A 25,558-nucleotide genomic window follows, 5' to 3' on the forward strand; every position below is an offset into this window, starting at 1 on the left:
AGACTTCGATTTCCCGGCTACCCAAACCTCCTCTGTGGGAGCAAAGCTTGCTCGCGAAGAGGCCGGTACATCCAGCATCCTTGCAAGCTGACCCACCGCTATCGCGAGCAAGCTTTGCTCCCACAGGCTTTGCTCTTGAAAGCTTGCAAATAATTGGAGGCATGTCGAAATCCGGGCATAAAAAAAGCACCCCGAAGGGTGCTTTTTCTGTAGCCGAGCTGCTTAGCGCTTCAGCGAAGCCGGCAGGTGTGGCTGGATAGCGGTGAGCACAGCCTTGAAGCATTTGGTGTTGCCGGCAACGATGTGGCCTTTTTCAAGGAAGTCGTGGCCGCCGGTGAAGTCGCTCACCAAACCACCGGCTTCCTGGATCAGTAGGGCGCCTGCAGCCATGTCCCATTCGGACAGGCCCGATTCCCAGAACGCATCGAAACGGCCAGCGGCCACATAAGCCAGGTCCAGGCTCGCAGCACCGGCGCGGCGGATGCCGGCGGTCTGGCCGACCAGGGCGCGGAACATGCCCAGGTAGTTGTCCAGGTTGTCCATCTGGTCATCGCGGAACGGGAAGCCGGTACCCAGCAGGGCGCCGTCCAGGCTGGTGCGGCCGCTGACGCGCAGGCGACGACCGTTCAGTTGGGCGCCACGGCCACGGCTGGCGGTGAATTCTTCCTGGCGAACCGGGTCCAGCACGACGGCGTGTTCCAGGCGGCCACGGTATTTGCAGGCGATGCTGACAGCGAAGTGAGGAATGCCGCGCAGGAAGTTGGTGGTGCCGTCCAGCGGATCGATGATCCACAGGTACTCTTCACCTTCGATGCCAGTACCAGCGTGCATGCCGGTCTCTTCACCGAGGATCGAGTGGTTGGGGTAAGCCTTGCGCAGGGCGTCGACGATCTTTTGCTCGGCGGCGCGATCAACCTCGGACACGTAGTCCTTGGCGTCTTTTTCATCGACCTTGATGGTATCCAGGCGCTCGATGGAGCGGAAGATCAGTTCACTGGCGCTGCGGGCGGCGCGCAGCGCGATATTCAGCATGGGCTGCATGGATGTGTCACCTAAGGTTGTTAAAGAAAGCCGCGCATTCTATCAGAAAGTTTTCTCAGGAGAAGGTTGGTGTTCGCTTTCATAGCTTAACGGTAGGTGCTTATGTAAGATTTGCTCCCTTTATCGTGTTCGAGAGCGCCTCCCTTGTTGCAGAACATTCGTGTCGTCCTGGTCAATACCAGCCATCCGGGTAACATCGGCGGAGCTGCGCGGGCCATGAAGAACATGGGCCTGTCGCGCCTGGTGTTGGTCGAACCGCGCTTGTTTCCCCATCACGAAGCCGACGCCCGGGCCTCCGGCGCCGGTGACATCCTCGCCAACGCGCAGGTCGTCGCCACCCTGGAAGACGCCCTGGTGGGGTGCAACCTGGTGCTCGGCACCAGCGCCCGCGACCGGCGCATCCCCTGGCCACTGCTCGACCCCCGCGAATGCGGCACCAAAGTGGTCGAGGAAGCCGCGCAAGGCTTTGAGATCGCCCTGGTGTTCGGCCGTGAAGACTCCGGCCTGACCAACGACGAGCTGCAGCGATGTCACTTTCACGTGCATATCCCTTCCGACCCTGAGTTCAGTTCCTTGAACCTGGGGGCGGCGGTGCAGGTGTTGAGCTATGAAGTGCGTATGGCTTGGTTGGCAGCCGAAGGCAAGCCCAGCAAAGTCGAAAAAACCGAGGTCACGTCGCCGCGCAGTGAGACACTGGCGACCATGGACGAGTTGGAACGGTTCTTTGAACACCTGGAACAGACCCTGGTGGACATCGAGTTCCTCGACCCGGAAAAGCCGCGACACTTGATGGCGCGCCTGCGTCGGTTGTACGGACGAAGCTCGGTCAGCCGGGCGGAGATGAATATATTGCGCGGCATCCTCACGGAAACCCAGAAAGCGGCCCGTGGCGAGCTGATTAAGCGGAAGAAATAAAATGTTCGAACGTTTGCGTGAAGATATCCAAAGTGTTTTCCATCGTGACCCGGCGGCGCGCAATGCCTTTGAAGTGCTGACCTGCTACCCGGGGATGCACGCCATCTGGATCCATCGCCTGTCCGGCGCCTTGTGGAACATGGGCTGGAAGTGGCTGGCGCGGGTTGTCTCGAACTTCGGGCGCTGGTTGACCGGGATCGAGATCCACCCGGGCGCCAAGGTCGGTCGCCGCTTCTTCATCGACCACGGCATGGGCATCGTCATCGGCGAAACCGCCGAGATCGGCGACGACGTGACCCTGTACCAGGGCGTGACCCTCGGCGGCACCAGCTGGAACAAAGGCAAGCGCCACCCGACCCTGGAAGACGGCGTGGTGGTGGGTGCCGGCGCCAAGGTACTCGGGCCGTTCACGGTAGGGGCGGGGGCGAAAGTCGGCTCCAACGCGGTCGTCACCAAGGCCGTGCCGCCGGGCGCGACCGTGGTGGGTATTCCGGGGCGGATCATCGTCAAGTCCGATGACGAGCAGGATGCCCGGCGCAAGGCCATGGCCGAGAAAATCGGCTTCGACGCCTACGGTGTCGGCGAAGACATGCCCGACCCGGTCGCCCGCGCCATCAACCAGTTGCTCGATCACCTGCAGGCCGTCGATGGGCGCCTGGAGGGGATGTGCGGCGCCCTGAAGGACCTGGGCAGTAATTACTGTGCCAAGGAGCTGCCTGAGCTGCGCGAGGAAGATTTTGCGTGTGTGAAGGACAAGGATGAGACTCAGGCCAGCTAAACCGAGGTGCCTGCATCGCGGGCAAGCCTTGCTCCCACAGGAGTCCTGGTTTTTACAGGAGTCCTGGTTTTTACAGGAGTTCTGGTTTTTACAGGAGTCCTGGTTTTTACAGGAGTTCTGGTTTTTACAGGAGTCCTGGTTTTTACAGGAGTTCTGGTTTTTACAGGAGTTCTGGTTTTTACAGGAGTCCTGGTTTTTAAAAGAGCCTTCTGTGGGAGCGAGGGAATCCTGTGGGAGCAAAGCTTGCTCGCGATAAACGATAACGCGGTATAGCTGGTCGCCGCCGGCCAGCCTTTGCTATCATGCGCGCGCTCTTTCGCGGGTAAACCTGAGTAAAGCACTAGGTCTTATACTTGACTTAAATACTCGGGAATTGCATACTCGCCCCCATTCCGAACTCCGTGGTAATTGTCCATGCGACTGACTACAAAAGGCCGATACGCCGTGACCGCAATGCTGGATCTGGCATTGCATGCGCAGCACGGGCCGGTGTCCCTGGCCGATATCTCCGAGCGCCAGGGCATTTCCCTGTCCTACCTTGAACAGCTGTTCGCCAAGCTGCGCCGCAGCAACCTGGTTTCCAGCGTTCGCGGCCCCGGCGGCGGCTACCAGCTGTCGCGCGACATGCAGGGCATCCAGGTTGCCCAGGTGATCGATGCGGTGAACGAATCGGTCGATGCGACCAAATGCCAGGGCCTTGGCGACTGCCATGGCGGCGATACTTGCCTGACCCACCACTTGTGGTGCGACCTCAGCCTGCAGATTCACGAATTTCTAAGCGGTATCAGCTTGGCTGACCTTGTAACTCGTCGTGAGGTGCAAGAAGTAGCCCAGCGTCAGGACCAGCGCCGTTGCAATAGCAAGACGCTGCACCTGGACAAGATTGAAGCGTCCGCCGTCGAATGACTGCCGCAGAGCACGCGGAACGCCAGCCAGCCTGATTTAGGAGAAAGTCCATGAAATTGCCGATTTACCTTGATTACTCTGCGACCACCCCGGTTGATCCGCGTGTTGCGCAAAAAATGAGTGAATGCCTGCTGGTCGACGGAAACTTCGGTAACCCGGCGTCCCGTTCCCACGTGTTCGGCTGGAAGGCCGAAGAGTCGGTGGAAAACGCCCGTCGCCAGGTCGCCGACCTGGTCAACGCCGACCCGCGTGAAATCGTCTGGACCTCCGGTGCCACCGAGTCCGACAACCTGGCAATCAAGGGTGTCGCGCACTTCTATCACACCAAGGGCAAGCACCTGATCACCTCCAAGATCGAGCACAAGGCTGTCCTGGACACCATGCGCCAACTGGAGCGTGAAGGCTTCGAAGTCACCTACATCGAGCCCGGTGAAGACGGCATCATCACTCCAGCCATGGTCGAAGCCGCCCTGCGCGACGACACCATCCTGGTTTCGATCATGCATGTGAACAACGAAATCGGCACCGTCAACGACATCGCCGCCATCGGCGAGCTGACCCGCTCCAAGGGCGTCCTGTTCCACGTCGACGGCGCGCAGTCCACCGGCAAGGTCGACATCGACCTGTCCAAGCTGAAAGTCGACTTGATGTCGTTCTCGGCCCACAAGACCTACGGCCCTAAAGGCATCGGCGCCCTGTACGTCAGCCGCAAGCCGCGTGTTCGCATCGAAGCGACCATGCACGGCGGCGGTCACGAGCGTGGCATGCGTTCCGGCACCCTGGCGACCCACCAGATCGTCGGCATGGGTGAAGCCTTCCGTGTCGCCAAGGAAGACATGGCTGCCGAGAACGTACGCATCCAGGCCCTGAGCGACCGCTTCTTCAAGCAGGTCGAGCACCTGGAAGAGCTCTACGTCAACGGCAGCCTGACCGCCCGCGTACCGCACAACCTGAACCTGAGCTTCAACTATGTTGAAGGCGAGTCGCTGATCATGGCGCTCAAGGATCTGGCCGTGTCGTCCGGTTCGGCGTGCACCTCGGCATCGCTTGAGCCTTCGTACGTACTGCGCGCCCTGGGCCGCAACGACGAACTGGCCCACAGCTCCATTCGCTTCACCTTCGGTCGCTTCACCACCGAAGAAGAAATCGATTACGCCGCGCAGAAAGTCTGCGAGGCCGTTACCAAGCTGCGCGCTCTGTCGCCGCTGTGGGACATGTACAAAGACGGCGTCGACATTTCGAAAATCGAGTGGGCGGCGCACTGAAGAAGTCGCCACCAGAGCGACTCACTGATGAGGATTGAAGCAAATGGCATATAGCGAAAAGGTCATCGACCACTACGAGAACCCGCGCAACGTCGGCAAGATGGACGCGCAGGATCCTGATGTCGGCACCGGCATGGTCGGCGCTCCGGCGTGCGGCGACGTCATGCGCCTGCAGATCAAGGTCAACGAGCAAGGCATCATCGAAGATGCCAAGTTCAAGACCTATGGCTGCGGTTCCGCCATCGCGTCCAGCTCCCTGGCCACCGAGTGGATGAAGGGCAAGACCCTTGATGAAGCCGAAACCATCAAGAACACCCAGCTGGCCGAAGAACTGGCCCTGCCGCCAGTGAAGATCCACTGCTCGGTACTCGCCGAAGACGCCATCAAGGCCGCCGTTCGCGATTACAAGCAGAAGAAAGGCTTGATCTGATCCGCGCATTGGTAAGGAGTTTTCATGGCTATCCAGATGACAGAAGCGGCAGCTAACCATATCCAGCGCTCACTTGCGGGGCGCGGCAAGGGCGAGGGTATCCGCCTGGGTGTTCGCACCACGGGCTGTTCTGGCCTCGCCTATGTACTGGAATTCGTCGACGAAGTGGGCGAAGACGATCAGGTATTCGAGAGTCATGGTCAGAAAGTGATCATCGACCCGAAAAGCCTGACGTACCTGGACGGCACCGAACTGGATTTCGTCAAGGAAGGGTTGAACGAAGGCTTCAAGTTCAACAACCCCAACGTGCGCGGTGAGTGTGGCTGCGGCGAAAGCTTCAACATCTGAGGCGGCTTGTGGGTACTCCTTGTCATTTTGCGTTGTTCCAGATGCAGCCTGCGTTCCAGCTGGATCTCGATCAGTTGTCCGCGCGTTACCTTGAATTGGCCCGTGGCGTCCATCCCGACCGCTTTGCCGATGCTTCCGAGGCGGAGCAGCGGCGGGCGCTCGAGCAGTCGGCGAACCTCAATGAGGCCTACCAGACGCTCAAGCTCCCGGCCAAGCGCGCGCGGTACTTGCTCGCCATCAGCGGCCATGAGTTGCCGCTGGAGGTCACGGTCCATGATCCCGAGTTTCTTTTGCAGCAGATGCAGTGGCGCGAAGAGCTCGAGGACCTGCAGGACAGCGCCGACCTGGCCGGTGTCGCGGTATTCAAGCGTCGCTTGAAAGACGCCCAGCAAACACTGAACGAAAGCTTCGCAGCCTGCTGGAACGATGCCGCGCAACGCGAACAGGCCGAGCGCCTGATGCGGCGCATGCAGTTTCTCGACAAGCTCACCTATGAAGTGCGCCAGCTCGAAGAGCGCCTCGACGATTAACCCAGTGCCGCTCCGGTCGCACGCCTGATTACAGATAAGTCCTGATTACGATGGCCCTACTGCAGATCGCCGAACCCGGCCAAAGTCCACAACCGCACCAGCGTCGCCTGGCTGTCGGGATCGACTTGGGTACCACCAATTCCCTGGTCGCTGCCTTGCGCAGCGGTCTTTCCGAACCGCTGGCCGACGAGCAGGGGCGGGTGATCCTGCCGTCCGCTGTGCGCTATCACGCCGATCGCGTCGAAGTGGGCGAGTCGGCCAAGCTGGCCGCGGCCACCGACCCTTTCAACACTATTGTTTCGGTCAAGCGCTTGATGGGTCGTGGTCTGTCCGACGTCAAGCAATTGGGCGACCAACTGCCGTACCGCTTCGTCGGTGGCGAATCCCACATGCCGTTCATCGAAACCGTACAGGGCCCGAAAAGCCCGGTCGAGGTTTCCGCCGACATCCTCAAGGTCCTGCGCCAGCGCGCCGAAGCGGCATTGGGCGGTGAATTGGTGGGTGCGGTCATCACCGTGCCGGCCTATTTCGACGACGCCCAGCGCCAAGCCACCAAGGACGCGGCCAAGCTCGCCGGCCTGAACGTGCTGCGCCTGCTCAACGAGCCGACGGCCGCTGCGGTGGCGTACGGCCTGGACCAGCATGCCGAAGGCCTGGTCGCGATCTACGATCTGGGCGGCGGTACGTTCGATATTTCGATCCTGCGCCTGACCGGCGGTGTCTTCGAAGTCCTGGCCACCGGTGGCGACAGCGCCCTGGGCGGCGATGACTTCGACCATGCCATTGCTGGCTGGATCATCGAGCAGGCGGGCCTCTCCGCCGACCTCGATCCGGGTGCGCAGCGGCATCTGCTGCAAACCGCCTGCGCCGCCAAGGAAGCCTTGACCGACGCCGCCACGGTTGAAGTCGCTTATGGCGACTGGAAAGCCGCGCTGACCCGCGAAGCCTTCGATGCCCTGATCGAGCCCATGGTCGCCCGCAGCCTCAAGGCCTGCCGCCGTGCCGTGCGCGATTCCGGCGTAGAGCTGGAAGACGTCAAGGCCGTGGTCATGGTCGGTGGTTCGACCCGTGTGCCTCGGGTTCGCGAAGCCGTTGCCGAGGCCTTTGGCCGTCAGCCGCTGACTGAAATCGACCCGGACCAGGTGGTTGCCATCGGCGCCGCGATCCAGGCCGATACCCTGGCTGGCAACAAGCGCGATGGTGGCGAACTGCTGCTGCTTGACGTGATTCCGTTGTCCCTGGGTCTGGAAACCATGGGCGGCCTGATGGAGAAGGTGATTCCGCGCAACACCACCATCCCCGTTGCTCGCGCCCAGGACTTCACCACCTATAAAGACGGCCAGTCGGCCATGATGGTCCACGTGCTGCAAGGCGAGCGTGAGCTGATCAGCGACTGCCGCTCCCTGGCTCGCTTCGAATTGCGCGGCATCCCGCCGATGGTGGCGGGTGCGGCGAAGATCCGCGTGACCTTCCAGGTCGACGCCGACGGCTTGCTCAACGTCTCTGCCCGCGAACTGGGTTCGGGCGTGGAGGCGAGCATCCAGGTCAAGCCGTCCTATGGCCTGACCGACGGCGAAATCGCCAAGATGCTCAAGGATTCCTTCCAGCATGCCAGCGACGACAAGGTGGCACGTGTGCTGCGCGAGCAACAGGTTGACGCCCAGCGCCTGATCGAGGCCGTGCAAGGTGCCCTTGAGGCTGACGGCGAGCGCTTGCTGGATGCCGAAGAGCGCATGGTCATCGAGTTGCAGATGCAGGAACTGTCCGAATTGATCAAAGGCACCGATGGTTATGCCATCGAGCAGCAGACCAAGCGTCTGTCGCACGTCACCGACGCCTTTGCTGCCCGCCGCCTGGACTCGACGGTGAAAGCCGCCCTGGCGGGGCGCAACCTGAATGAAATCGAGGAATAACTGATGCCGCAGGTGATTTTTCTGCCCCACGAGAAGTTCTGTCCGGAGGGCATGGTCGTGGAGGCTGAGCCGGGAATCTCCATTCTCGAGCTGGCCCATGAGCACCATATCGAGATAGAGAGTGCCTGTGGTGGCGTCTGCGCTTGCACGACGTGCCATTGCATCATTCGTGAGGGCTTCGATTCGCTGGAAGAGGCTGACGAATTGGAAGAAGATTTCCTCGATCGCGCCTGGGGCCTGGAAGCGCAATCGCGCCTGAGCTGCCAAGCCATCGTCGGCACCGAAGACCTGACCGTCGAAATCCCGAAATATTCGCTTAACCATGCGGCCGAAGCGCCGCACTGATGGTGACACTGTCATGAGCTATGGTTGGAATGATGTACAACGCATCGCAGAAGAACTGGCCGAAGCCAAGCCGGACGTGGATCCGTTGACTGTTAATTTTGTCGATCTGCAGCACTGGATCATGGAGCTTCCCGATTTTGACAGCACCTCTGGCCGTTGTGGCGAGAAGGTCTTGGAAGCGGTTCAGGCGCTCTGGATCGAAGAAATCGACTGATCGACCTGGCAGGTTAGGCAATACCCCTGAACCCGCGTATAATTCGCGGGTTTAATTTTTCGCAAATTACCGTTTCTGGAGTTACACCATGGCTGTTCAACGTACTTTCTCCATCATCAAGCCTGACGCCGTTGCTAAAAACGTGATCGGCAAGATCGTTACCCGCTTCGAAGACGCTGGCCTGCGCGTTGTAGCTTCGAAAATGAAGCAGCTGTCCAAGGCCGAAGCCGAAGGCTTCTACGCTGAGCACAGCGAGCGCGGTTTCTTCGGTGAACTGGTTGCCTTCATGACTTCCGGTCCGGTTGTCGTTCAGGTGCTGGAAGGCGAAAACGCTATCGCTCGCAACCGTGAGCTGATGGGCGCTACCAACCCTAAAGAAGCCGCTGCTGGCACCATCCGTGCTGACTTCGCCGAGTCCATCGACGCCAACGCCGTTCACGGTTCGGACTCCGAAGCCGCTGCTGCTCGCGAAATCGCTTACTTTTTCGCCGCTACTGAAGTAACCGCTCGCTAAGCATTGGCTTAAGAGTGAAGGTGAATCCATGACTACATCGACTGTTAAAACCAACCTGCTGGGGCTGACCCAACAGGAAATGGAAAAATTCTTCGACTCGATCGGGGAGAAGCGTTTCCGTGCCGGCCAGGTGATGAAATGGATTCACCACTTTGGCGTCGACGACTTCGACGCCATGACGAATGTCAGCAAGGCCTTGCGCGAAAAGCTCAAGACCGTTGCTGAAATTCGCGGTCCGGAAGTGGTCAGCGAGGACATCTCCAGCGACGGCACCCGCAAGTGGGTGGTGCGCGTGGCGTCCGGCAGCTGCGTCGAGACCGTTTACATTCCCCAGGGCAAACGCGGCACCTTGTGCGTTTCGTCCCAGGCAGGCTGTGCCCTGGATTGCAGTTTCTGCTCCACCGGCAAGCAAGGCTTCAATAGCAACCTCACCGCCGCCGAAGTGATCGGCCAGGTGTGGATTGCCAACAAATCCTTTGGCAGCGTCCCGGCGACCGTCGACCGTGCCATCACCAACGTGGTGATGATGGGCATGGGTGAGCCGCTGCTGAACTTCGACAACGTCATCGCGGCCATGCATCTGATGATGGATGACCTGGGCTATGGCATCTCCAAGCGCCGGGTGACCCTGTCCACCTCGGGCGTGGTGCCGATGATCGATGAGCTGGCCAAGCACATCGACGTCTCCCTGGCGTTGTCGCTGCACGCACCCAATGACGCATTGCGTAACCAATTGGTGCCGATCAACAAGAAGTATCCGCTTAAGATGCTGCTCGAGTCGTGCCAGCGCTACATGTCGTCCCTGGGCGAAAAGCGCGTGCTGACCATCGAGTACACGCTGCTCAAGGATGTGAACGACAAGGTCGAACACGCGGTCGAGATGATCGAGCTGCTCAAGAACATCCCGTGCAAGATCAACCTGATCCCGTTCAACCCGTTCCCGCATTCCGGTTATGAGCGTCCGAGCAACAACGCGATTCGTCGCTTCCAGGATCAGCTTCACCACGCTGGCTTCAACGTCACCGTGCGCACCACCCGCGGCGAAGACATCGACGCCGCCTGTGGCCAATTGGTAGGACAGGTGCTGGATCGCACCCGTCGCAGCGAGCGCTACATTGCCGTGCGTGAGTTGAACGCCGCGGACGATGCGGTGCAAAACGCTGCGAACAGTCACTAAGAGAGGAACTCTATGTCCCTGCGCTTCGCGCTCGTTTTGCTGTTGGCCGGCCTTTGTTCCGGTTGTGTCCTGTCGGGTGACTACAACCCGATGAGGACCAGCAAAGGGCGCGACGAGGCGCGTGTGGCCTACGTGCAACTGGGCATTGGCTACCTGCAGCAGGGCATGACCGAACGGGCCAAGGTGCCGCTCAAGAAAGCCCTGGAGCTGGACGATTCCGACCCGGACGCCAATGCGGCCTTGGCCCTGGTGTTCCAGGCCGAGATGGAGCCGGAGCTGGCCGACCAGCATTTTCGCAAGGCGCTGTCTGCCCGCCCGCAAGACGCACGGATCCTGAACAACTACGGCAGCTTTCTTTTCGAGCAGAAACGCTTCAAAGAAGCCTACGAGCGCTTCGAGCAGGCCGCCGCCGACACCCTTTACCCTGAGCGTTCGCGGGTTTTCGAAAACCTTGGCATGACGGCCGCGCAGCTGGGCCAGCGTGACCTGGCCCGCCAGCAGCTGGAAAAGGCGCTGCGGCTCAACCGCCAGCAACCGCGGGCGCTGCTCGAAATGGCTGAGTTGTCTTACGAAGACAGGCATTATGTGCCCGCGCGTGACTACTACGAGCGTTTTAGCCTGCTGAGTGAGCAAAATGCACGTAGTCTATTGCTCGGCGTTCGGCTGGCACATGTGTTTGAAGATCGCGATAAGGCTGCAAGTTACGGCCTGCAACTCAAAAGACTCTATCCCGGTACGCCGGAATATCAGCAATACCTGTCGGAGCAATGATGAAAGCGGCGCATCCCGAAGTTGTAGCAGCGACTCGCGTAAATCCTGGTGAGACCCTGCGTCAAGCCCGCGAAAGCAATGGTTGGTCGCTGGCCGAAGTAGCCCTCAAGCTCAATCTCACCGTGGCTTCCCTGGGCAATCTGGAAGCGGGCGCGTTCGACAAGCTGCCTGGGCACACCTTCGCCCGGGGCTACATCCGCGCCTATGCCAAGTTGCTCGGCAAGGACCAGACCGTGCTGGTCCAGCAATTCGATCAATACACCGGTTCCGATGCCCAGGGCAGCAGCGTGCACAGCCTGGGTCGTATCGAGGAGCCGGTTCGCGTTTCCCACACCATTTTGCGAATCGTCAGCCTGTTGCTGCTGATCGCGGTGATTGGTGGCGGTTTTGTCTGGTGGCAGGACCAGGCGTCCTTGCGCAGCAAGGAGCCGGTCGCCATGAACCCTGAGCACGTTGAGGTCGAGGGCGCCGACGGCACCACCCAGATCCATCCGCTGGACGAGCCGGAAGACCAGGCTGTCGTCGAAGGCCAGGCCGAAGGCGAAACCGCCCTGGCGTTGCCACAGGGCCAGGACGCCGCTGATGCCCAGGCGGGTGCCGAGCCGGCTGTTCCAGCCCCGTCACCCGCTGCACCGACAGCGCCGGCTGCACCGATCACCGGCAGCGCACCGATTGCCCCGGCACCTGCCGCGCCGAGCACACCCGCGCCGACCGTGGCTGCGCCTGCGACCCACGCCGCTCCAGTCGCCCCGGCAGCTCCGGCGGTTCCGACCCCGGCTCCGGTCGCGGGTGAAGGCCAGGTACAGATTCAGTTTGTCGCCGACTGCTGGACGCAAGTCACCGACGGCAACGGCAAGGTGCTGTTCAGTGGCCTCAAGCGCAAGGGCGACAGCACCGCCATCAACGGCAAGCCGCCATTTGCCGTGCGCCTGGGTTATGCCCGTGGCGCGCAGGTCAGCTACAACGGCCAGCCGGTCGACATCGCTCCGTTCACCAGTGGCGAGACCGCTCGCCTGAAGTTGGGTCAATAAGTCATGCACGGCGAATCTCCAATCAAGCGTCGCGAATCCCGAAAGATCTGGGTCGGCAACGTGCCCGTGGGCGGCGATGCGCCTATCGCTGTGCAGAGCATGACCAACAGCGACACCAATGACGTGGCCGCCACGGTCGCGCAGATCAACCGCCTGGAAGCTGCCGGTGTCGACATCGTGCGCGTATCGGTGCCGGACATGGACGCCGCCGAGGCGTTCGGCAAGATCAAGCAACTGGTCAAGGTCCCCTTGGTGGCCGACATCCACTTCGACTACCGCATCGCCCTGCGCGTGGCCGAGTTGGGCGTCGATTGCCTGCGCATCAACCCGGGCAACATCGGTCGCGAAGACCGTGTCCGCGCGGTGGTGGATGCCGCCCGCGACCGGGGCATCCCGATCCGCATCGGCGTGAACGCCGGTTCCCTGGAAAAAGATCTGCAAAAAAAATACGGCGAACCGACCCCGGCGGCGCTGGTGGAGTCGGCCCTGCGCCATGTCGAACACCTCGAACGCCTGAACTTCCAGGACTTCAAGGTCAGCGTGAAGGCCTCCGACGTGTTCATGGCCGTCGCAGCCTACCGCCTGCTGGCCAAGGAAATCGTCCAGCCGCTGCACCTGGGCATCACCGAAGCCGGTGGGTTGCGTTCGGGCACGGTGAAATCCGCCGTCGGCCTCGGTATGCTGCTCGCCGAAGGGATTGGCGATACCATCCGCATCTCGTTGGCGGCTGACCCGGTCGAGGAAGTGAAAGTCGGCTACGACATTCTCAAGTCCCTGCACCTGCGTTCCCGTGGCATCAACTTCATCGCCTGCCCGAGCTGCTCGCGGCAGAACTTCGATGTGGTCAAGACCATGAACGAGCTGGAAGGGCGCCTCGAAGACCTGCTGGTGCCGCTGGATGTCGCGGTGATTGGTTGCGTGGTCAACGGGCCGGGCGAAGCCAAAGAGGCCCACATCGGCCTGACTGGCGGTACACCGAACCTGATTTACATCGACGGCAAGCCGTCGCAGAAACTGACGAATGACAATCTGGTGGATGAGCTGGAACGGCTGATTCGCCAGAAAGCGGCCGAAAAGGTCGAAGCCGACGCAGCGGTTATCGCGCGCGGTTAAGTCGAAAGATTAAGGAATACACGTGAGCAAGTCCCTGCAAGCCATTCGTGGCATGAACGACATCCTGCCCGAGCAGACGCCCCTGTGGCGTTATTTCGAGGGCACTGTGGCGCGTCTGCTGGATAACTACGGCTATCGGCAGATCCGCATGCCGATCGTCGAGTTCACCGAGCTGTTCAAGCGCTCCATCGGTGAAGTGACCGACATCGTCGAAAAAGAGATGTACACCTTCGACGACCGCAACGGCGACTCCCTGACCCTGCGCCCCGAAGGCACGGCGGCCTGCGTGCGTGCGGTGCTCGAGCACGGCATCACCGGCGGCGGCCAGGTGCAGAAACTCTGGTACGTCGGGCCGATGTTCCGTCACGAGCGTCCGCAGAAAGGCCGTTATCGCCAGTTCCACCAGATTGGCCTGGAGGTGTTCAACCTCGAGGGTCCGGACATCGACGCCGAACTGATCGTCATGACCTGGCGCCTGTGGGGCGAGCTGGGGCTGCGTGATGCGGTCAAGCTTGAGCTCAACAGCCTGGGCACCAGCGAGTCCCGTGGCCGCTACCGTGAAGCGTTGGTGGAGTTTCTTTCCGCCCACCTGGACAAGCTCGACGAAGACAGCCAGCGCCGTCTGAAGACCAACCCACTGCGTGTGCTCGACACCAAGAATGCCGAGACCCAAGCGGTCCTGGTCGACGCGCCGAAAATGGCCGACTACCTCGACGACGAATCCCGTGCACACTTCGAAGGGCTGAAGGCGCGTCTCGACGCCGTGGGCATCCCTTACGTGATCAACCCCAAGTTGGTCCGTGGCCTGGACTACTACAGCAAGACCGTCTTCGAGTGGGTCACCGACAAGCTCGGCGCCCAGGGCACTGTGTGTGCCGGCGGCCGCTACGACGGGCTGGTGGAGCAGATGGGTGGCAAGCCGACTCCAGGCGTGGGCTTTGCCATGGGCATCGAGCGCCTGGTGCTGATGCTTGAAGCCTTGGACAAGGTGCCCGAAGAACTGTCCCGTCAGGTCGACGTCTACCTGTGCGCCTTTGGCGAGGCCGCCGAGCTGGCAGCCCTGTCGTTGAGCGAGCGGATCCGCGACCAGTTGCCCAACCTGCGCCTGCAGATCAACGCCGGCGCCGGCAGCTTCAAGAGCCAATTCAAGAAGGCCGACAAGAGCGGTGCGCTGTACGCACTGATCCTCGGTGACGACGAACTGGCCCAACAAGTGGTAGGTTTCAAACCCCTGCGTGGCCAGGGCGAACAACAAAGCATTGCCTGGGATGCGCTTGCTGCACACCTGGCCACCTGCGTCGTGCAGGGTTGAAGCTGTCAAACAGCCGATTTAGCGATTAAGGAGTATTGGGGTGTCGAGTACCGAAGATGAACAGCTGGCGGATTTGAAGGACTGGTGGACGCGCAACGGCAAGCCGCTGGTCACTGGCGGCCTGTTGGCGCTGGTCATCGTGTTCGGCTGGCAGGCCTACCAGAAATACCAGAGCAACCAGTCGCAAGGCGCCTCGGTGCTCTACCAGCAATTGCTGGAAACCACCCTGACCCCGGACGGCAAGCCTGACGCGGCCCGCGTGGCGGACCTGGCCGGCAAGCTGGACAAGGAATTCGGCGGCACTGCCTACGCCCAATACGGTCGCCTGTTCGTGGCCAAGGTGGCGGTGGACAGCGGCAAGCTGGACGACGCGGCCACCGAGCTCAAAGGTATCGTCGACAAACCGGCTAACCCGACCCTGGGCGAAGTGGCGCGTCAGCGCCTGGCGCAGGTGCTGGCGGCACAGAACAAGGTCGAAGACGCCTTGAAGCTGCTCGAGGGTGATGCCGACAAGGCATTCCTGGCGACCCGCGAAGAACTCAAGGGCGACCTGCTGGTACAGCTGGGCCGTGCCGATGAGGCCCATGCGGCCTACCAAAAAGCCAAGGCTGCGCTGTCGGATGAAGCCGCAGTCGGTGGCCTGCAAATCAAGCTGGACGACCTGGCCAAAGGGGATGCGTGACGTGATCCGTTGGAAACATGCAGCATTGCTGGCCCTGGCCATTCTGGCCGCGGGTTGCAGCAGCAACAGCAAGAAAGAACTGCCGCCGGCCGAACTGACCGACTTCAAAGAAGAAGTCGTGCTGCAGAAGCAGTGGAGCCGTTCCATCGGCGATGGCCAGGGCGAGACCTACAACATGCTGGTGCCGGCCATTGACGGCGACACCATCTATGCAGGTGATGTCACGGGCGTGGTGATGGCGATGGACCGCACCAACGGTGATGTCAAATGGGAAAAGGATCTTGAACTGCCTGTTTCCGGCGCCGTTGGCGTGGGTTACGGCCTGGTCATGATCGGCACGCTCAAGGGCGAGATCGTCGCCCTGGACGCGAGCAGCGGTGAAGAGAAATGGCGCGCCCGCGTGACCAGTGAAGTGCTCGCACCGCCGGCCACCAACGGTGATGTGGTGGTAGTCCAGACCCAGGACGACCGTCTGATCGGCCTGGATGCCGCCACCGGCAACCAGCGCTGGTTGTACGACAGCACCCCGGCGGTACTGACCCTGCGCGGCACCAGTGCGCCGATCGTCACCAACCGCCTGGCGGTGGCTGGTTTGTCGACCGGTAAAGTGGTGGCCCTGGATGTTTCCAACGGCGTGCCGGTGTGGGAACAGCGCGTAGCGATCCCGCAAGGTCGTTCGGAGCTGGAGCGCGTGGTCGACATCGACGGCGGCTTGCTGCTGTCCGGCGGTACCCTGTACGTCGCCAGCTACCAGGGCCGCGTGGCGGCACTGGACCTGGAAAGCGGTCGTCCGTTGTGGCAGCGCGATGCGTCCAGCTACGCCGGTGTCGCCCAAGGCTTTGGCAGCGTCTACGTGAGCCTGTCTTCGGGCACCGTCGAAGGCGTTGACGAGCGTTCCACCACCGCCTTGTGGAGCAACGACTCCCTGGCCCGTCGTCAACTGTCGGCCCCGGAAGTGTTCTCCAGTTACGTTGCAGTGGGTGACCTGGAAGGTTACCTGCACCTGCTCAGCCAGGTGGACGGTCGTTTCGTCGGCCGTGAGCGCATCGACAGCGACGGCCTGCGTGCCCGTCCGCTGGTGGTGGGCGACATGATCTATGTGTATGGCAACAGCGGCAAACTGGAAGCCCTGACCATCAAGTAAGACTATGCTTGGGGCTAATCCCCCAAGCGGCCTTGTTCACAAGGTTTGCAGGGCTTCTACAGACTGCCCCGAGCACCAGCCGCTGCCTCGCAGCGGCTTTTGTATTTTCTGAAATAACGAAGTGGAGAGCCGCATGGTTCCCGTAATCGCCCTGGTGGGCCGACCGAACGTCGGCAAGTCCACCTTGTTCAACCGCCTGACCAGGACTCGCGACGCCATTGTCGGCGACTTGTCCGGTCTGACCCGTGATCGCCAATACGGTGAGGCCAAGTGGCAAGGGCGTACCTATATTCTGGTCGACACCGGCGGCATCTCCGGTGATGAACACGGCATGGACGAAAAAATGGCCGAGCAGTCGCTGCTCGCCATTGAAGAAGCCGATGTGGTGCTGTTCCTGGTAGACGCCAAGGCCGGTTTTACCGCCGCCGACCAGATGATCGCCGAGCATTTGCGCAAGCGTAACAAGCGTTCCTACGTGGTCGCCAACAAGGTCGACAACATCGACCCGGACATGGCCCGCGCCGAGTTCGCCCCGTTGGGCATGGGCCAGGCGATTCCGATCGCCGGCGCCCACGGTCGTGGCATCACCCAGATGCTGGAAATCGCCCTGGCTGATTTCCCCAAGGACGACGCAGAAGAACCGGAAGAGGGCGAGGAAGAGATCGTTGCCGAAGGCGAGGAAGCCAAGCGCATTCCGGGCCCGAGCGAAAAAGACGGGATCAAGATCGCCATCATCGGCCGCCCGAACGTGGGCAAGTCGACGTTGGTCAACCGCATGCTCGGTGAAGACCGGGTCATCGTCTATGACCAGCCCGGCACCACCCGCGACAGCATCTACATTCCCTTCGAGCGTAACGAAGAGAAGTACACGCTGATCGACACCGCCGGTGTGCGCAAGCGCGGCAAGATCCACGAAGAAGTTGAAAAGTTCTCCGTGGTCAAGACCCTGCAGGCGATCAAAGACGCCAACGTGGTGATCTTCGTGATGGACGCCCGCGAAGGCGTGGTCGATCACGACCTCAACCTGCTGGGCTTCGCCCTGGAAGCCGGTCGTGCGCTGGTCATCGCGATCAACAAGTGGGACGGCATGACGCCGAGCGAACGGGATTTCGTCAAGATCGAATTGCAGCGCCGACTGTTCTTTGTCGACTTCGCCGACATCCACTTCATCTCGGCCCTGCACGGCACGGGCGTGGGCAACCTCTACGCTTCGGTGCAGAACTCGTTCAAGTCGGCGGTGACCCGTTGGCCGACCAACCGCCTCACCCAGATCCTCGAAGATGCGGTCGGCGAGCACGCGCCACCGATGGTCAACAACCGTCGGATCAAGCTGCGCTACGCCCACTTGGGCGGTGCCAACCCGCCGATTATCGTGATCCACGGTAATCAGATCGAGAAGGTGCCCAAGTCGTACGTTCGTTACCTGGAGAACACCTACCGTCGCGTCCTGAAGCTGGTCGGCACGCCGATCCGCATCGAGTTCAAGGGCGGCGAGAACCCGTACGAAGGCAACAAGAACACGCTCACCGACCGCCAGGTCAACAAGAAGCGCCGCTTGATGTCGCACCACAAGAAGGCCGACAAGAAACGCCGCGACAAGCGCTGATCCAGTCTGGATCTGGGACTGTGAGGCTGTGAAGCTGTGAAGCTGTGAAGCTGTGAAGCTGTGAAGCTGTGAAGCTGTGAAGCTGTGAAGCTGTGAAGCTGTGAAGCTGTGAAGCTGTGAAGCTGTGAAGCTGTGAAGCTGTGAAGCTGTGAAGCTGTGAAGCTGTGAAGCTGTGAAACTGTGAAACTGTGAAACTGTGGGAGCAAGGCTTGCCCGCGATGAACGATAACGCGGTTTAGCTGTTACACCGCGGCGCGGCCATCGCGGGCAAGCCTTGCTCCCACAGTCTTGCTTACCACAGCTCTGGCTCCCACAGGCCTTGCTCCCACAGTCTTGCTTACCACAGTTCTGGCTCCCACAGGGCATGAGTCTTCAGCATGAGAAGGGTGCCCTGGGCGGCACCCTTTTTCATGCCCGGCGATTGGGCTATTCTCGAGCTCTCCCGCGCCGCACCAGAGCCGGGTGCAGAGCAGGGACCCTTCATGATCACCAGCAAGTTGCCGAATGTCGGCATCACGATTTTCACCCAGATGTCCCAGCTCGCCGCGCAGACGGGCGCGCTGAACCTGTCCCAGGGTTTTCCCGATTTCGATGGTCCGCAGGCCCTGCGCGATGCGGTCGGCCGGCACATTGCCCAAGGTCATAACCAATACTCACCCATGACCGGTTTACCCGCCCTGCGCCAGCAGATCGCGGCAAAGATCGCCCGCAGCTATGGCGTCAACGTCGATGCCGATCAGGAAGTCACCGTGACCCCTGGCGCGACCCAGGCGATTTTCTGTGCCATTGCGGCGGTGGTCCACAGCGGCGACGAAGTGATCGTCTTCGACCCCAGCTACGACAGCTACGAGCCTGCCGTGCTATTGGCCGGTGGGCGTTGCGTGCACGTGCCGTTGGGCCTGGATGACTTCGCCATCGACTTCGAGAAACTCGGCGAAGCCCTGAGCCCGCGTACGCGCATGATCATCCTCAACTCGCCACACAATCCCAGCGGCGCCCTGATCAGCCGCGCCGAACTGGATCAATTGGCGACGCTGATTCGCGACCGTGACATCTACCTGGTCAGCGACGAGGTCTACGAACACCTGGTGTTCGACGGCGTCGCCCACGCCAGTGTCCTGGCCCATGAAGAGCTGTACCGCCGCGCCTTCGTGGTCAGTTCGTTCGGCAAGACCTACCACGTCACCGGCTGGAAAACCGGCTACGTGGTGGCGCCAGCGGCCTTGACGGCGGAACTGCGCAAGGTGCACCAGTACGTCAGCTTCTGCGGCGTGACGCCGTTGCAGTACGCCCTGGCTGATTACATGGCCGAGCATCCGGAACATGTCGATGAACTGCCGGACTTCTACCAGGCCAAGCGCGACCTGTTCTGCGATCTGCTGGCCCCATCGCGGTTCAGCTTCAAGCGCGTGACCGGTACTTATTTCCAGTTGGTGGACTATTCGCAGATTCGCCCGGACCTGAATGACGTCGACATGGCGGTGTGGATGACCCGCGAGCATGGCGTGGCGACGATTCCGATCTCGGTGTTCTACCAGCACCCACCACAAGGCCAGCGCCTGGTGCGCCTGTGCTTTGCCAAACGTGAGGAGACGCTGCGCGAAGCAGCGCAAAAGCTATGCGTGATTTGAGCACATTGCCGGACCTCGACATTGCCCTGGTCCAGACCACCCTGGCCTGGCACGACCGCCGGGCCAACCTGGAACATTTCGAAGCGTTGCTGGAGCAGGCACGCGGGGCCGATTTGATCATCCTCCCGGAAATGTTCACCACGGGTTTCTCCATGGAATCCGAGACCCTGGCGGAGCCGGAGAACGGCCCGACGCGCCAATGGCTGAAGGCCCAGGCGGCGAAGCTGGACGCAGTGATTACCGGCAGTGTGATCATCCAGGCCGCTGACGGCAGCCATCGCAATCGCCTGCTTTGGGCGCGGCCGGATGGAGAAGTGCTGCATTACGACAAGCGCCATCTGTTTCGCATGGCGGGGGAGCACAACCACTACACCCCGGGTGAGCGACAGGTGCTGTTCGAGCTCAGGGGCTGGCGGATTCGTCCGTTGATTTGCTACGACCTACGCTTCCCGGTCTGGAGCCGCGATGCCGAGGACACCGACCTGCTGCTGTACACCGCCAACTGGCCCGGGGCGCGGCGTCAGCATTGGAACCGGCTGTTGCCGGCCCGGGCGATCGAGAACCTGTGCTACGTGGCGGCGGTAAACCGTGTTGGCACCGACGGCAAGGGCTTCGCCTATACCGGTGACAGCCAGGTATTGGATTTCCAGGGCGAGAGCTTGCTCAGCGCCGGTGAGGCGGATGGTGTGTTCAAGGTGTGCTTGAACGCAGCGGACCTGGCGGCGTATCGCACGCGGTTTCCGGCGAACCTGGATGCCGACTCGTTCGAATTCATCTAACTGAAACGTTTCAACCCTTCAGGAACGGTGTTGCGTGCCGATAACCGGTCAGCCAAGGAGAAGTCCCTATGACCAGTATCAGCGCAACCACCGTCAACCCGTACCCGACGTCGGCCCCTAAAGTCTCTATCAAGGGGGCGGAAGAGGAAAAAGCGGTCAGCCCTGTCGCCTCGACTGAAACCGATGACGACAAAGACAAGACACTGCAGGTCGATACCCGTGGCGCAAACGTCGCCGGTGCGGGTGCCGAGGCGGGTGGCAGCATCATCGAACAGTTGAAGAAGCAGATCGAGCAGGCCGAAAAACTATTGGCCCAGCAGCAGGCCCAACTGGCCCGCGTGCAGAAGAGCCAGGCCAGCGAAGAGCAGAAAGCCCAGCAGGCCATGGCCCTCCAGACCCAGATCATGGGCACCCAGGCGACATTGCAAACCCTGCGGGCATCGTTGCTGCAGGCGATGACCATCTCGATCGATACCCATGCCTGACATCTCGGTCGTCTAGTAGGGCCCCTTCGCGAGCAAGCCCGCTCCCACAGGAGATTTCTGCCAGACACAGAGTTTGTGTCCGCCGCAGATCCATTGTGGGAGCGGGCTTGCTCGCGAAGAGGTCGGAACAGCCACCCCAAAATCAAGCCGAATAAAAAAGGCCCCAGGGTTCACACCTCGGGGCCTTTTTGATTTTTCAGCGACCGATCAGGCCGCCTTGGCTTCCGGCTGGCTCAGCGACCGGTTCAGTGCACTGAACAGCGCCTTGAAGCTGGCCGTGGTGATGTTTTCATCGATGCCCACGCCGTGCACCGCACGCTCGCCGTTGACCCGCAGTTCGATGTACGCCGCCGCCTTGGCATTGGTGCCGGCGCCGATGGCGTGTTCGTTGTAGTCCATGATCTCCACCGGAATTGGCAGGCCGGCCACCAGCGCTTCCAGCGCGCCGTTGCCCTTGCCGCGCCAGTGCAGGTTGGTCTCGCCCTGGCCCTTGCTCGCCACTTCCACTTCCACGGCGCTGTTGCCGTTTTCTTCCTGCAGGCGATGGCTGACCAGCGCGTACGGAGTGTTGGCTTGCAGGTATTCACGCTGCAGCAAGGCGTGGATCTGCTGGGCCGTCATTTCCAGGCCCAGGCGATCGGTTTCGCGCTGTACCACCTGGCTGAATTCGATCTGCATGCGACGCGGCAGGCTGATGCCGTATTCCTGTTCCAGCAGGTAGGCGATGCCGCCCTTGCCCGACTGGCTGTTGACGCGAATCACCGCCTCGTAGCTGCGGCCGATGTCGGCCGGGTCGATCGGCAGGTATGGCACTTCCCACAGACCGTCCGATTTCTGCTGGGCGAAGCCCTTGCGGATGGCGTCCTGGTGCGAGCCGGAGAACGCGGTGTGGACCAGGTCGCCAACGTACGGATGACGCGGGTGCACCGGGATCTGGTTGCATTCCTCGACCACTTTGCGCACGCCGTCGATGTCGGAGAAGTCCAGCCCGGGGTTGATGCCCTGGGTGTAGAGGTTCAGCGCCACGGTCACCAGGTCGACGTTACCGGTGCGTTCGCCGTTGCCGAACAGGCAGCCTTCGACACGGTCGGCGCCGGCCATCAGGCCCAGCTCGGTAGCGGCCACGCCGGTGCCACGGTCGTTGTGGGTGTGCAGGCTGATCAGCACGCTGTCACGACGGGTGATGTTGCGGTGGAACCACTCGATCTGGTCGGCGTAGATGTTCGGCGTGGCGACTTCCACGGTGGCCGGCAGGTTGAGGATCACCTTGCGCTCGGGCGTCGGGTTCCAGACTTCGATCACCGCGTCGCAGACTTCCTTGGCGAATTCCAGCTCAGTGGCGCTGAAAGTCTCTGGCGAATACTCGAACTGCCACTGGGTTTCCGGCTGCTGCGCGGCGTATTTGACGAACAGCTTGGCCGCGTTCACCGCGATTTCCTTCACGCCTTCCTTGTCCTGGTTGAACACGATGCGGCGGAACGACGGGCAGGTGGCGTTGTACAGGTGGACGATGGCTTTTTTCGCGCCGCGCAGGGATTCGAACGTACGGGCGATCAGGTCTTCACGGGCCTGGGTCAGCACCTGGATGGTGGTGTCGTCCGGGATGTGACCTTCTTCGATGAGGGTACGCACGAAGTCGAAGTCGGTTTGCGAAGCGGCTGGGAACGAGGCTTCGATTTCCTTCACGCCCACCGCGACCAGGGTTTTCCAGAAGCGCAGCTTCTTGACCGCGTCCATCGGCTCGATCAGCGACTGGTTGCCGTCGCGCAGGTCGGAGCTGCACCAGATCGGCGCGGCGGTGATGGTCTTCGACGGCCAGGTGCGATCCGGCAGGTTGATGGTCGGGAAGGCACGGTATTTGGAAGACGGGTCTTTGAGCATGCTCATGGGGAAATCCTTAATGTCGTGGCCGGAAAAAGGCGGCCTGCCGGTGGTTCGATGGGGGTGGCTTCACAGCCGGGACGAGGTGCCGCGATTCAGCCCGGCAGTCGTGCGCTGACGAGGCACAGGCTGCGGTGCTGGCGAAGCTGAATGAGGGTGTGAGAGGTTTTCATGCCCTCAACCCTAACCGCGTGGGGAGAGGATCGCAAGCAGTCGGAAAAAATTGAGAGAAGTTCTGCTTTTAGGCGGGTTTGCGAGATTTAATCGCGTGACTATCAGGTATTTGTAGTTTTATTGCGTCGATGCTTGTCACTCGGCAATCCATGGCGAAGAGTTGCGATGCCGCTGGCCCTTTCGCGAGCAAGCCCGCTCCCACAGGGGAATGTGGATGATTTCAGAATCAACGCTGTACCTGTGGGAGCGGGCTTGCTCGCGAAGAGGCCAGTGGCCTCACCGCAAAATACTCAGGGTTGGAAAGCGCCGATAAAAATCGCCGGATCCACCCGCGCATCGTTCAGGCTGATGTTCCAGTGCATGTGCGGTCCGGTCGCCCGGCCGGTGGCGCCGACCTTGCCCACCACGGTGCCCCGGGCCAGTTGCTGGCCGACCTTCACGTCGATCTTCGACATGTGGCAGAACATGCTGATGAAACCTTGGCCATGGTCGACGAACACGGTGTTGCCATTGAAGAAGTAATTGCCGGTGAGGATCACCTTGCCGGCGGCCGGGGTCTTGATCGGCGTGCCGGCGGGCACGGCGAAGTCCAGGCCGGCGTGGGGGTTGCGTTCTTCGCCGTTGAAGAAGCGGCGCACGCCGAACTTGCTCGACAGCGGGCCGTTGACCGGTTTGTCCAGCAACAGGTTGCTGGGGATGTTCGGGCTGAAGCTGCGGTAGGCCTTCAGTTGCACCGCCAGTTCGGCCTCGATGCGTTTGAGGTCCGCCGGGTTCGGGTTGACCTGGCGCTTGTTCTTCAGGGTGATGTGTTGCTCGGGGTACTTCTTGTAGCCGACCACGAACGGCTGGGTGCCGCCGCCACTGCTGATCTGTTGCGTGCCGGGCTGCACCGTCAGCGGGATGCCGACAATCGCCAGCCAGTTTTCCTGTTCCTTGACCACCAGCACCGGCTTGCCCTGGTAACTGGCTTTCGGTGCCTTGGCGGCGCTGCCCAGGTCCACCACGGCCACGCCGCCGGGCACCGGTTTGTTCAGCAGGCGGGTGATGTAACTGTCGGCGTGGGCGTTGAAGGTCAGGCACAGCAAGAGCAAAGGGGCGAGATATCGCGGCATGAATCAATCCAGTAAAGAAAGGGTGACCGGCGTCAGGTGATTGTCTTCGACCCGCACCAGCAATTCGCCTTCGCCGAGCTTGGCGGTCAGGCGCTGGCCGGTCTGGGTTTGCCCGGCACTGCGGATCGCCTGGCCGCGTTCGTCGAGCAAAATGCTGTAGCCCCGGCCAAGGGTCGCCAGGGGGCTGACGATGTGCAGCGTCTGCATCTGGTTGTGCAATTGCACGCGGCGCGTCTTGAGGCCTTCGCGCATGGCCCGGGGCAGGCGTTCGGCCAGGCTGTCCAGGCGCTGGCGCAGCAAGGCCAGTTGCCGGCCCGGATGTTGCCCGGCCAGGCGGGTTTCCAGGCGGATCAGGCGTTCGCGGCGGGTATTGAGGCTGCGTTCGAACGCCCGGCGCATGCGCATGTCCAGGTCGTCGAGGCGCTGGGCTTGCTGGCGCAGGCGTTCGCCGGGGTGGCGCAGGCGTCGGGTGAGGCCTTCGAGGCGCAGCTGATCGCGCATCAGCCGGTCACGCATGCGCATCACCAGTCGGCGATGCAGGCTTTCGACCCGACGCACCAGGTCGCCGGCATCCGGCGCCAGCAGTTCGGCGGCGGCGGACGGGGTCGGGGCGCGGACGTCGGCGACGAAATCGCTGATGGACACGTCGGTTTCATGGCCCACGGCGCTGACGATCGGCGTGACGCAGGCATCCACCGCCCGGGCCACGGCTTCTTCGTTGAAGCACCACAAGTCTTCCAGCGAACCACCGCCCCGGGCCAGGATCAACGCGTCGAAACCACGGGCATCGGCCAGTTTCAGGGCGCGGACGATTTGCGCGGTGGCTTCGCGGCCTTGCACGGCGGTGGGGATCAGCGTCAGGGCAATCTGCGGCGCGCGCCGGCGGAACACGCTGATGATGTCGCGGATCACCGCGCCGGTGGGCGAGCTGATGATGCCGATGCGTTGCGGATGGGCCGGCAGCGGCACTTTGCGCTCGGCACTGAACAGGCCTTCGGCGCTGAGCTTTTCCTTCAGGGCGTCGAAGGCCAGGCGCAGGGCGCCATCGCCGGCCGGCTCGACGGTGTCGAGGATCAATTGATAGTCGCCACGGCCTTCGAACAGCGAGACCTTGCCGCGCACTTTCACCGCCAGCCCGTCCTTCAAGGCCTGGCGCACCCGCGCGGCATTCTGCCGGAACAGCGCGCAACGCACCTGGGCGCCACTGTCCTTGAGGGTGAAATACACATGGCCGGAGGCGGGGCGGGCGAGGTTGGAGATTTCGCCCTCGACCCAGATGTTGCTGAACACGTCTTCAAGCAACACCCGCGCACGGCCGTTGAGCTGGCTGACAGTCAGGACCTCACGGTCCAGGCCCAGTCGGGCAAAGGGATCTTTAATCATGGGCGGCATGATAAGGGGATTCGCAGGGGAATCTCCATGTGTACAGATAACTCCTCCTGTGCACTGCCTGTCAGACCG

General features: G+C 61.6%; 26 protein-coding genes. 22 read left to right on the plus strand and 4 right to left on the minus strand.

Features of this window, described 5'->3' with window-relative positions; all coding sequences use genetic code 11:
• Positions 1–222 precede the first annotated feature (222 nt).
• Positions 223–1,041, minus strand: a complete 819-nt coding sequence (gene suhB, locus B0E42_RS05055) for an inositol-phosphate phosphatase (protein WP_003185165.1) — start codon at positions 1,039–1,041, stop codon at positions 223–225.
• A gap of 144 nt (positions 1,042–1,185) precedes the next feature.
• Between suhB and trmJ the strand changes: the two genes are divergently transcribed.
• The 22 genes from trmJ to B0E42_RS05170 all read left to right on the plus strand — a co-directional run bounded on the left by trmJ (position 1,186) and on the right by B0E42_RS05170 (position 20,930).
• Positions 1,186–1,956 carry a tRNA (cytosine(32)/uridine(32)-2'-O)-methyltransferase TrmJ gene (gene trmJ, locus B0E42_RS05060; RefSeq protein WP_003185164.1) on the plus strand — a complete coding sequence of 257 codons (771 nt, stop codon included), beginning with the start codon at positions 1,186–1,188 and terminating at the stop codon, positions 1,954–1,956.
• Between the two features lies 1 nt (position 1,957).
• Complete coding sequence (gene cysE, locus B0E42_RS05065) at positions 1,958–2,734, plus strand: serine O-acetyltransferase (RefSeq protein ID WP_053178263.1); 777 nt, start codon at positions 1,958–1,960, stop codon at positions 2,732–2,734.
• A gap of 414 nt (positions 2,735–3,148) precedes the next feature.
• On the plus strand, positions 3,149–3,640 hold the full coding sequence (gene iscR, locus B0E42_RS05075) for a Fe-S cluster assembly transcriptional regulator IscR (protein ID WP_018611583.1): 492 nt from the start codon (positions 3,149–3,151) through the stop codon (positions 3,638–3,640).
• Positions 3,641–3,690: 50 nt separating this feature from the next.
• Entirely contained in the window at positions 3,691–4,905 is a 1,215-nt protein-coding gene (locus B0E42_RS05080) for an IscS subfamily cysteine desulfurase (RefSeq protein WP_018611581.1), read from the plus strand.
• A 43-nt stretch (positions 4,906–4,948) separates the two neighbouring features.
• Entirely contained in the window at positions 4,949–5,335 is a 387-nt protein-coding gene (iscU, locus tag B0E42_RS05085; protein ID WP_003185157.1) for a Fe-S cluster assembly scaffold IscU, read from the plus strand.
• A 24-nt stretch (positions 5,336–5,359) separates the two neighbouring features.
• The gene (gene iscA, locus B0E42_RS05090) at positions 5,360–5,683 is read left to right on the plus strand and encodes an iron-sulfur cluster assembly protein IscA (protein ID WP_003185155.1); all 324 of its coding nucleotides are present in this window, start codon (positions 5,360–5,362) and stop codon (positions 5,681–5,683) included.
• Positions 5,684–5,691: 8 nt separating this feature from the next.
• Positions 5,692–6,213 carry a co-chaperone HscB gene (gene hscB, locus B0E42_RS05095; RefSeq protein WP_018611578.1) on the plus strand — a complete coding sequence of 174 codons (522 nt, stop codon included), beginning with the start codon at positions 5,692–5,694 and terminating at the stop codon, positions 6,211–6,213.
• Between the two features lie 50 nt (positions 6,214–6,263).
• Entirely contained in the window at positions 6,264–8,126 is a 1,863-nt protein-coding gene (gene hscA, locus B0E42_RS05100; protein ID WP_018611577.1) for a Fe-S protein assembly chaperone HscA, read from the plus strand.
• Positions 8,127–8,129: 3 nt separating this feature from the next.
• On the plus strand, positions 8,130–8,471 hold the full coding sequence (gene fdx, locus B0E42_RS05105; protein ID WP_039592120.1) for an ISC system 2Fe-2S type ferredoxin: 342 nt from the start codon (positions 8,130–8,132) through the stop codon (positions 8,469–8,471).
• 13 nt (positions 8,472–8,484) lie between these two features.
• Positions 8,485–8,685: a Fe-S cluster assembly protein IscX gene (gene iscX / locus B0E42_RS05110; protein WP_018611573.1), complete on the plus strand. Its 201-nt coding sequence runs from the start codon at positions 8,485–8,487 to the stop codon at positions 8,683–8,685.
• 88 nt (positions 8,686–8,773) lie between these two features.
• Positions 8,774–9,199 (plus strand): nucleoside-diphosphate kinase, encoded by a 426-nt coding sequence (gene ndk / locus B0E42_RS05115; protein WP_003185145.1) that lies wholly within the window; start codon positions 8,774–8,776, stop codon positions 9,197–9,199.
• Between the two features lie 28 nt (positions 9,200–9,227).
• Complete coding sequence (gene rlmN, locus B0E42_RS05120) at positions 9,228–10,376, plus strand: 23S rRNA (adenine(2503)-C(2))-methyltransferase RlmN (protein ID WP_024616413.1); 1,149 nt, start codon at positions 9,228–9,230, stop codon at positions 10,374–10,376.
• Between the two features lie 12 nt (positions 10,377–10,388).
• Positions 10,389–11,147, plus strand: coding sequence for a type IV pilus biogenesis/stability protein PilW (gene pilW / locus B0E42_RS05125; protein WP_018611567.1), 759 nt, complete (start codon positions 10,389–10,391; stop codon positions 11,145–11,147).
• Positions 11,147–12,178, plus strand: a complete 1,032-nt coding sequence (locus B0E42_RS05130) for a RodZ family helix-turn-helix domain-containing protein (RefSeq protein WP_077505883.1) — start codon at positions 11,147–11,149, stop codon at positions 12,176–12,178. The genes pilW and B0E42_RS05130 overlap by 1 nt, the downstream gene beginning before the upstream one ends.
• Positions 12,179–12,181: 3 nt before the next feature.
• On the plus strand, positions 12,182–13,291 hold the full coding sequence (ispG, locus tag B0E42_RS05135) for a flavodoxin-dependent (E)-4-hydroxy-3-methylbut-2-enyl-diphosphate synthase (RefSeq protein WP_018607678.1): 1,110 nt from the start codon (positions 12,182–12,184) through the stop codon (positions 13,289–13,291).
• Between the two features lie 22 nt (positions 13,292–13,313).
• Positions 13,314–14,603 carry a histidine--tRNA ligase gene (gene hisS / locus B0E42_RS05140; RefSeq protein ID WP_014336698.1) on the plus strand — a complete coding sequence of 430 codons (1,290 nt, stop codon included), beginning with the start codon at positions 13,314–13,316 and terminating at the stop codon, positions 14,601–14,603.
• Positions 14,604–14,643: 40 nt separating this feature from the next.
• Positions 14,644–15,285 (plus strand): tetratricopeptide repeat protein, encoded by a 642-nt coding sequence (locus tag B0E42_RS05145; RefSeq protein WP_077505885.1) that lies wholly within the window; start codon positions 14,644–14,646, stop codon positions 15,283–15,285.
• Positions 15,278–16,429: an outer membrane protein assembly factor BamB gene (gene bamB / locus B0E42_RS05150; RefSeq protein ID WP_014336700.1), complete on the plus strand. Its 1,152-nt coding sequence runs from the start codon at positions 15,278–15,280 to the stop codon at positions 16,427–16,429. The genes B0E42_RS05145 and bamB overlap by 8 nt, the downstream gene beginning before the upstream one ends.
• 133 nt (positions 16,430–16,562) lie before the next feature.
• On the plus strand, positions 16,563–18,035 hold the full coding sequence (gene der / locus B0E42_RS05155) for a ribosome biogenesis GTPase Der (protein ID WP_018607672.1): 1,473 nt from the start codon (positions 16,563–16,565) through the stop codon (positions 18,033–18,035).
• A gap of 482 nt (positions 18,036–18,517) precedes the next feature.
• Positions 18,518–19,666: a pyridoxal phosphate-dependent aminotransferase gene (locus B0E42_RS05160; RefSeq protein ID WP_024616417.1), complete on the plus strand. Its 1,149-nt coding sequence runs from the start codon at positions 18,518–18,520 to the stop codon at positions 19,664–19,666.
• Positions 19,654–20,445 carry an amidohydrolase gene (locus B0E42_RS05165; protein WP_029866701.1) on the plus strand — a complete coding sequence of 264 codons (792 nt, stop codon included), beginning with the start codon at positions 19,654–19,656 and terminating at the stop codon, positions 20,443–20,445. The genes B0E42_RS05160 and B0E42_RS05165 overlap by 13 nt, the downstream gene beginning before the upstream one ends.
• Positions 20,446–20,513: 68 nt before the next feature.
• A complete protein-coding gene (locus B0E42_RS05170) occupies positions 20,514–20,930 on the plus strand; it encodes a hypothetical protein (RefSeq protein WP_018607665.1) in 417 nt (138 codons plus the stop codon).
• A 207-nt stretch (positions 20,931–21,137) separates the two neighbouring features.
• Here B0E42_RS05170 and leuA read toward each other — a convergent pair whose 3' ends face one another.
• From leuA to xseA, 3 genes are all read right to left on the minus strand, one after another.
• Positions 21,138–22,817, minus strand: a complete 1,680-nt coding sequence (gene leuA / locus B0E42_RS05175) for a 2-isopropylmalate synthase (protein WP_024616419.1) — start codon at positions 22,815–22,817, stop codon at positions 21,138–21,140.
• Positions 22,818–23,275: 458 nt separating this feature from the next.
• Positions 23,276–24,097 (minus strand): peptidoglycan DD-metalloendopeptidase family protein, encoded by an 822-nt coding sequence (locus B0E42_RS05185; protein ID WP_053178269.1) that lies wholly within the window; start codon positions 24,095–24,097, stop codon positions 23,276–23,278.
• 3 nt (positions 24,098–24,100) lie between these two features.
• Positions 24,101–25,480, minus strand: a complete 1,380-nt coding sequence (gene xseA, locus B0E42_RS05190) for an exodeoxyribonuclease VII large subunit (RefSeq protein ID WP_024616421.1) — start codon at positions 25,478–25,480, stop codon at positions 24,101–24,103.
• Positions 25,481–25,558: the final 78 nt, after the last annotated feature.

Source organism: Pseudomonas sp. A25(2017) (assembly GCF_002001065.1).
GTDB lineage: Bacteria > Pseudomonadota > Gammaproteobacteria > Pseudomonadales > Pseudomonadaceae > Aquipseudomonas > Aquipseudomonas kilonensis.

Coding starts and splice junctions, on each gene's coding strand:
- suhB (WP_003185165.1), bottom strand. CDS start 1,041: ATGCAGCCCATGCTGAATATCGCGCTGCGCGCCGCCCGCAGCGCCAGT.
- cysE (WP_053178263.1), top strand. CDS start 1,958: ATGTTCGAACGTTTGCGTGAAGATATCCAAAGTGTTTTCCATCGTGAC.
- iscR (WP_018611583.1), top strand. CDS start 3,149: ATGCGACTGACTACAAAAGGCCGATACGCCGTGACCGCAATGCTGGAT.
- B0E42_RS05080 (WP_018611581.1), top strand. CDS start 3,691: ATGAAATTGCCGATTTACCTTGATTACTCTGCGACCACCCCGGTTGAT.
- iscU (WP_003185157.1), top strand. CDS start 4,949: ATGGCATATAGCGAAAAGGTCATCGACCACTACGAGAACCCGCGCAAC.
- iscA (WP_003185155.1), top strand. CDS start 5,360: ATGGCTATCCAGATGACAGAAGCGGCAGCTAACCATATCCAGCGCTCA.
- hscA (WP_018611577.1), top strand. CDS start 6,264: ATGGCCCTACTGCAGATCGCCGAACCCGGCCAAAGTCCACAACCGCAC.
- fdx (WP_039592120.1), top strand. CDS start 8,130: ATGCCGCAGGTGATTTTTCTGCCCCACGAGAAGTTCTGTCCGGAGGGC.
- iscX (WP_018611573.1), top strand. CDS start 8,485: ATGAGCTATGGTTGGAATGATGTACAACGCATCGCAGAAGAACTGGCC.
- ndk (WP_003185145.1), top strand. CDS start 8,774: ATGGCTGTTCAACGTACTTTCTCCATCATCAAGCCTGACGCCGTTGCT.
- rlmN (WP_024616413.1), top strand. CDS start 9,228: ATGACTACATCGACTGTTAAAACCAACCTGCTGGGGCTGACCCAACAG.
- pilW (WP_018611567.1), top strand. CDS start 10,389: ATGTCCCTGCGCTTCGCGCTCGTTTTGCTGTTGGCCGGCCTTTGTTCC.
- B0E42_RS05130 (WP_077505883.1), top strand. CDS start 11,147: ATGAAAGCGGCGCATCCCGAAGTTGTAGCAGCGACTCGCGTAAATCCT.
- ispG (WP_018607678.1), top strand. CDS start 12,182: ATGCACGGCGAATCTCCAATCAAGCGTCGCGAATCCCGAAAGATCTGG.
- bamB (WP_014336700.1), top strand. CDS start 15,278: ATGCGTGACGTGATCCGTTGGAAACATGCAGCATTGCTGGCCCTGGCC.
- der (WP_018607672.1), top strand. CDS start 16,563: ATGGTTCCCGTAATCGCCCTGGTGGGCCGACCGAACGTCGGCAAGTCC.
- B0E42_RS05160 (WP_024616417.1), top strand. CDS start 18,518: ATGATCACCAGCAAGTTGCCGAATGTCGGCATCACGATTTTCACCCAG.
- B0E42_RS05165 (WP_029866701.1), top strand. CDS start 19,654: ATGCGTGATTTGAGCACATTGCCGGACCTCGACATTGCCCTGGTCCAG.
- B0E42_RS05170 (WP_018607665.1), top strand. CDS start 20,514: ATGACCAGTATCAGCGCAACCACCGTCAACCCGTACCCGACGTCGGCC.
- leuA (WP_024616419.1), bottom strand. CDS start 22,817: ATGAGCATGCTCAAAGACCCGTCTTCCAAATACCGTGCCTTCCCGACC.
- B0E42_RS05185 (WP_053178269.1), bottom strand. CDS start 24,097: ATGCCGCGATATCTCGCCCCTTTGCTCTTGCTGTGCCTGACCTTCAAC.
- xseA (WP_024616421.1), bottom strand. CDS start 25,480: ATGATTAAAGATCCCTTTGCCCGACTGGGCCTGGACCGTGAGGTCCTG.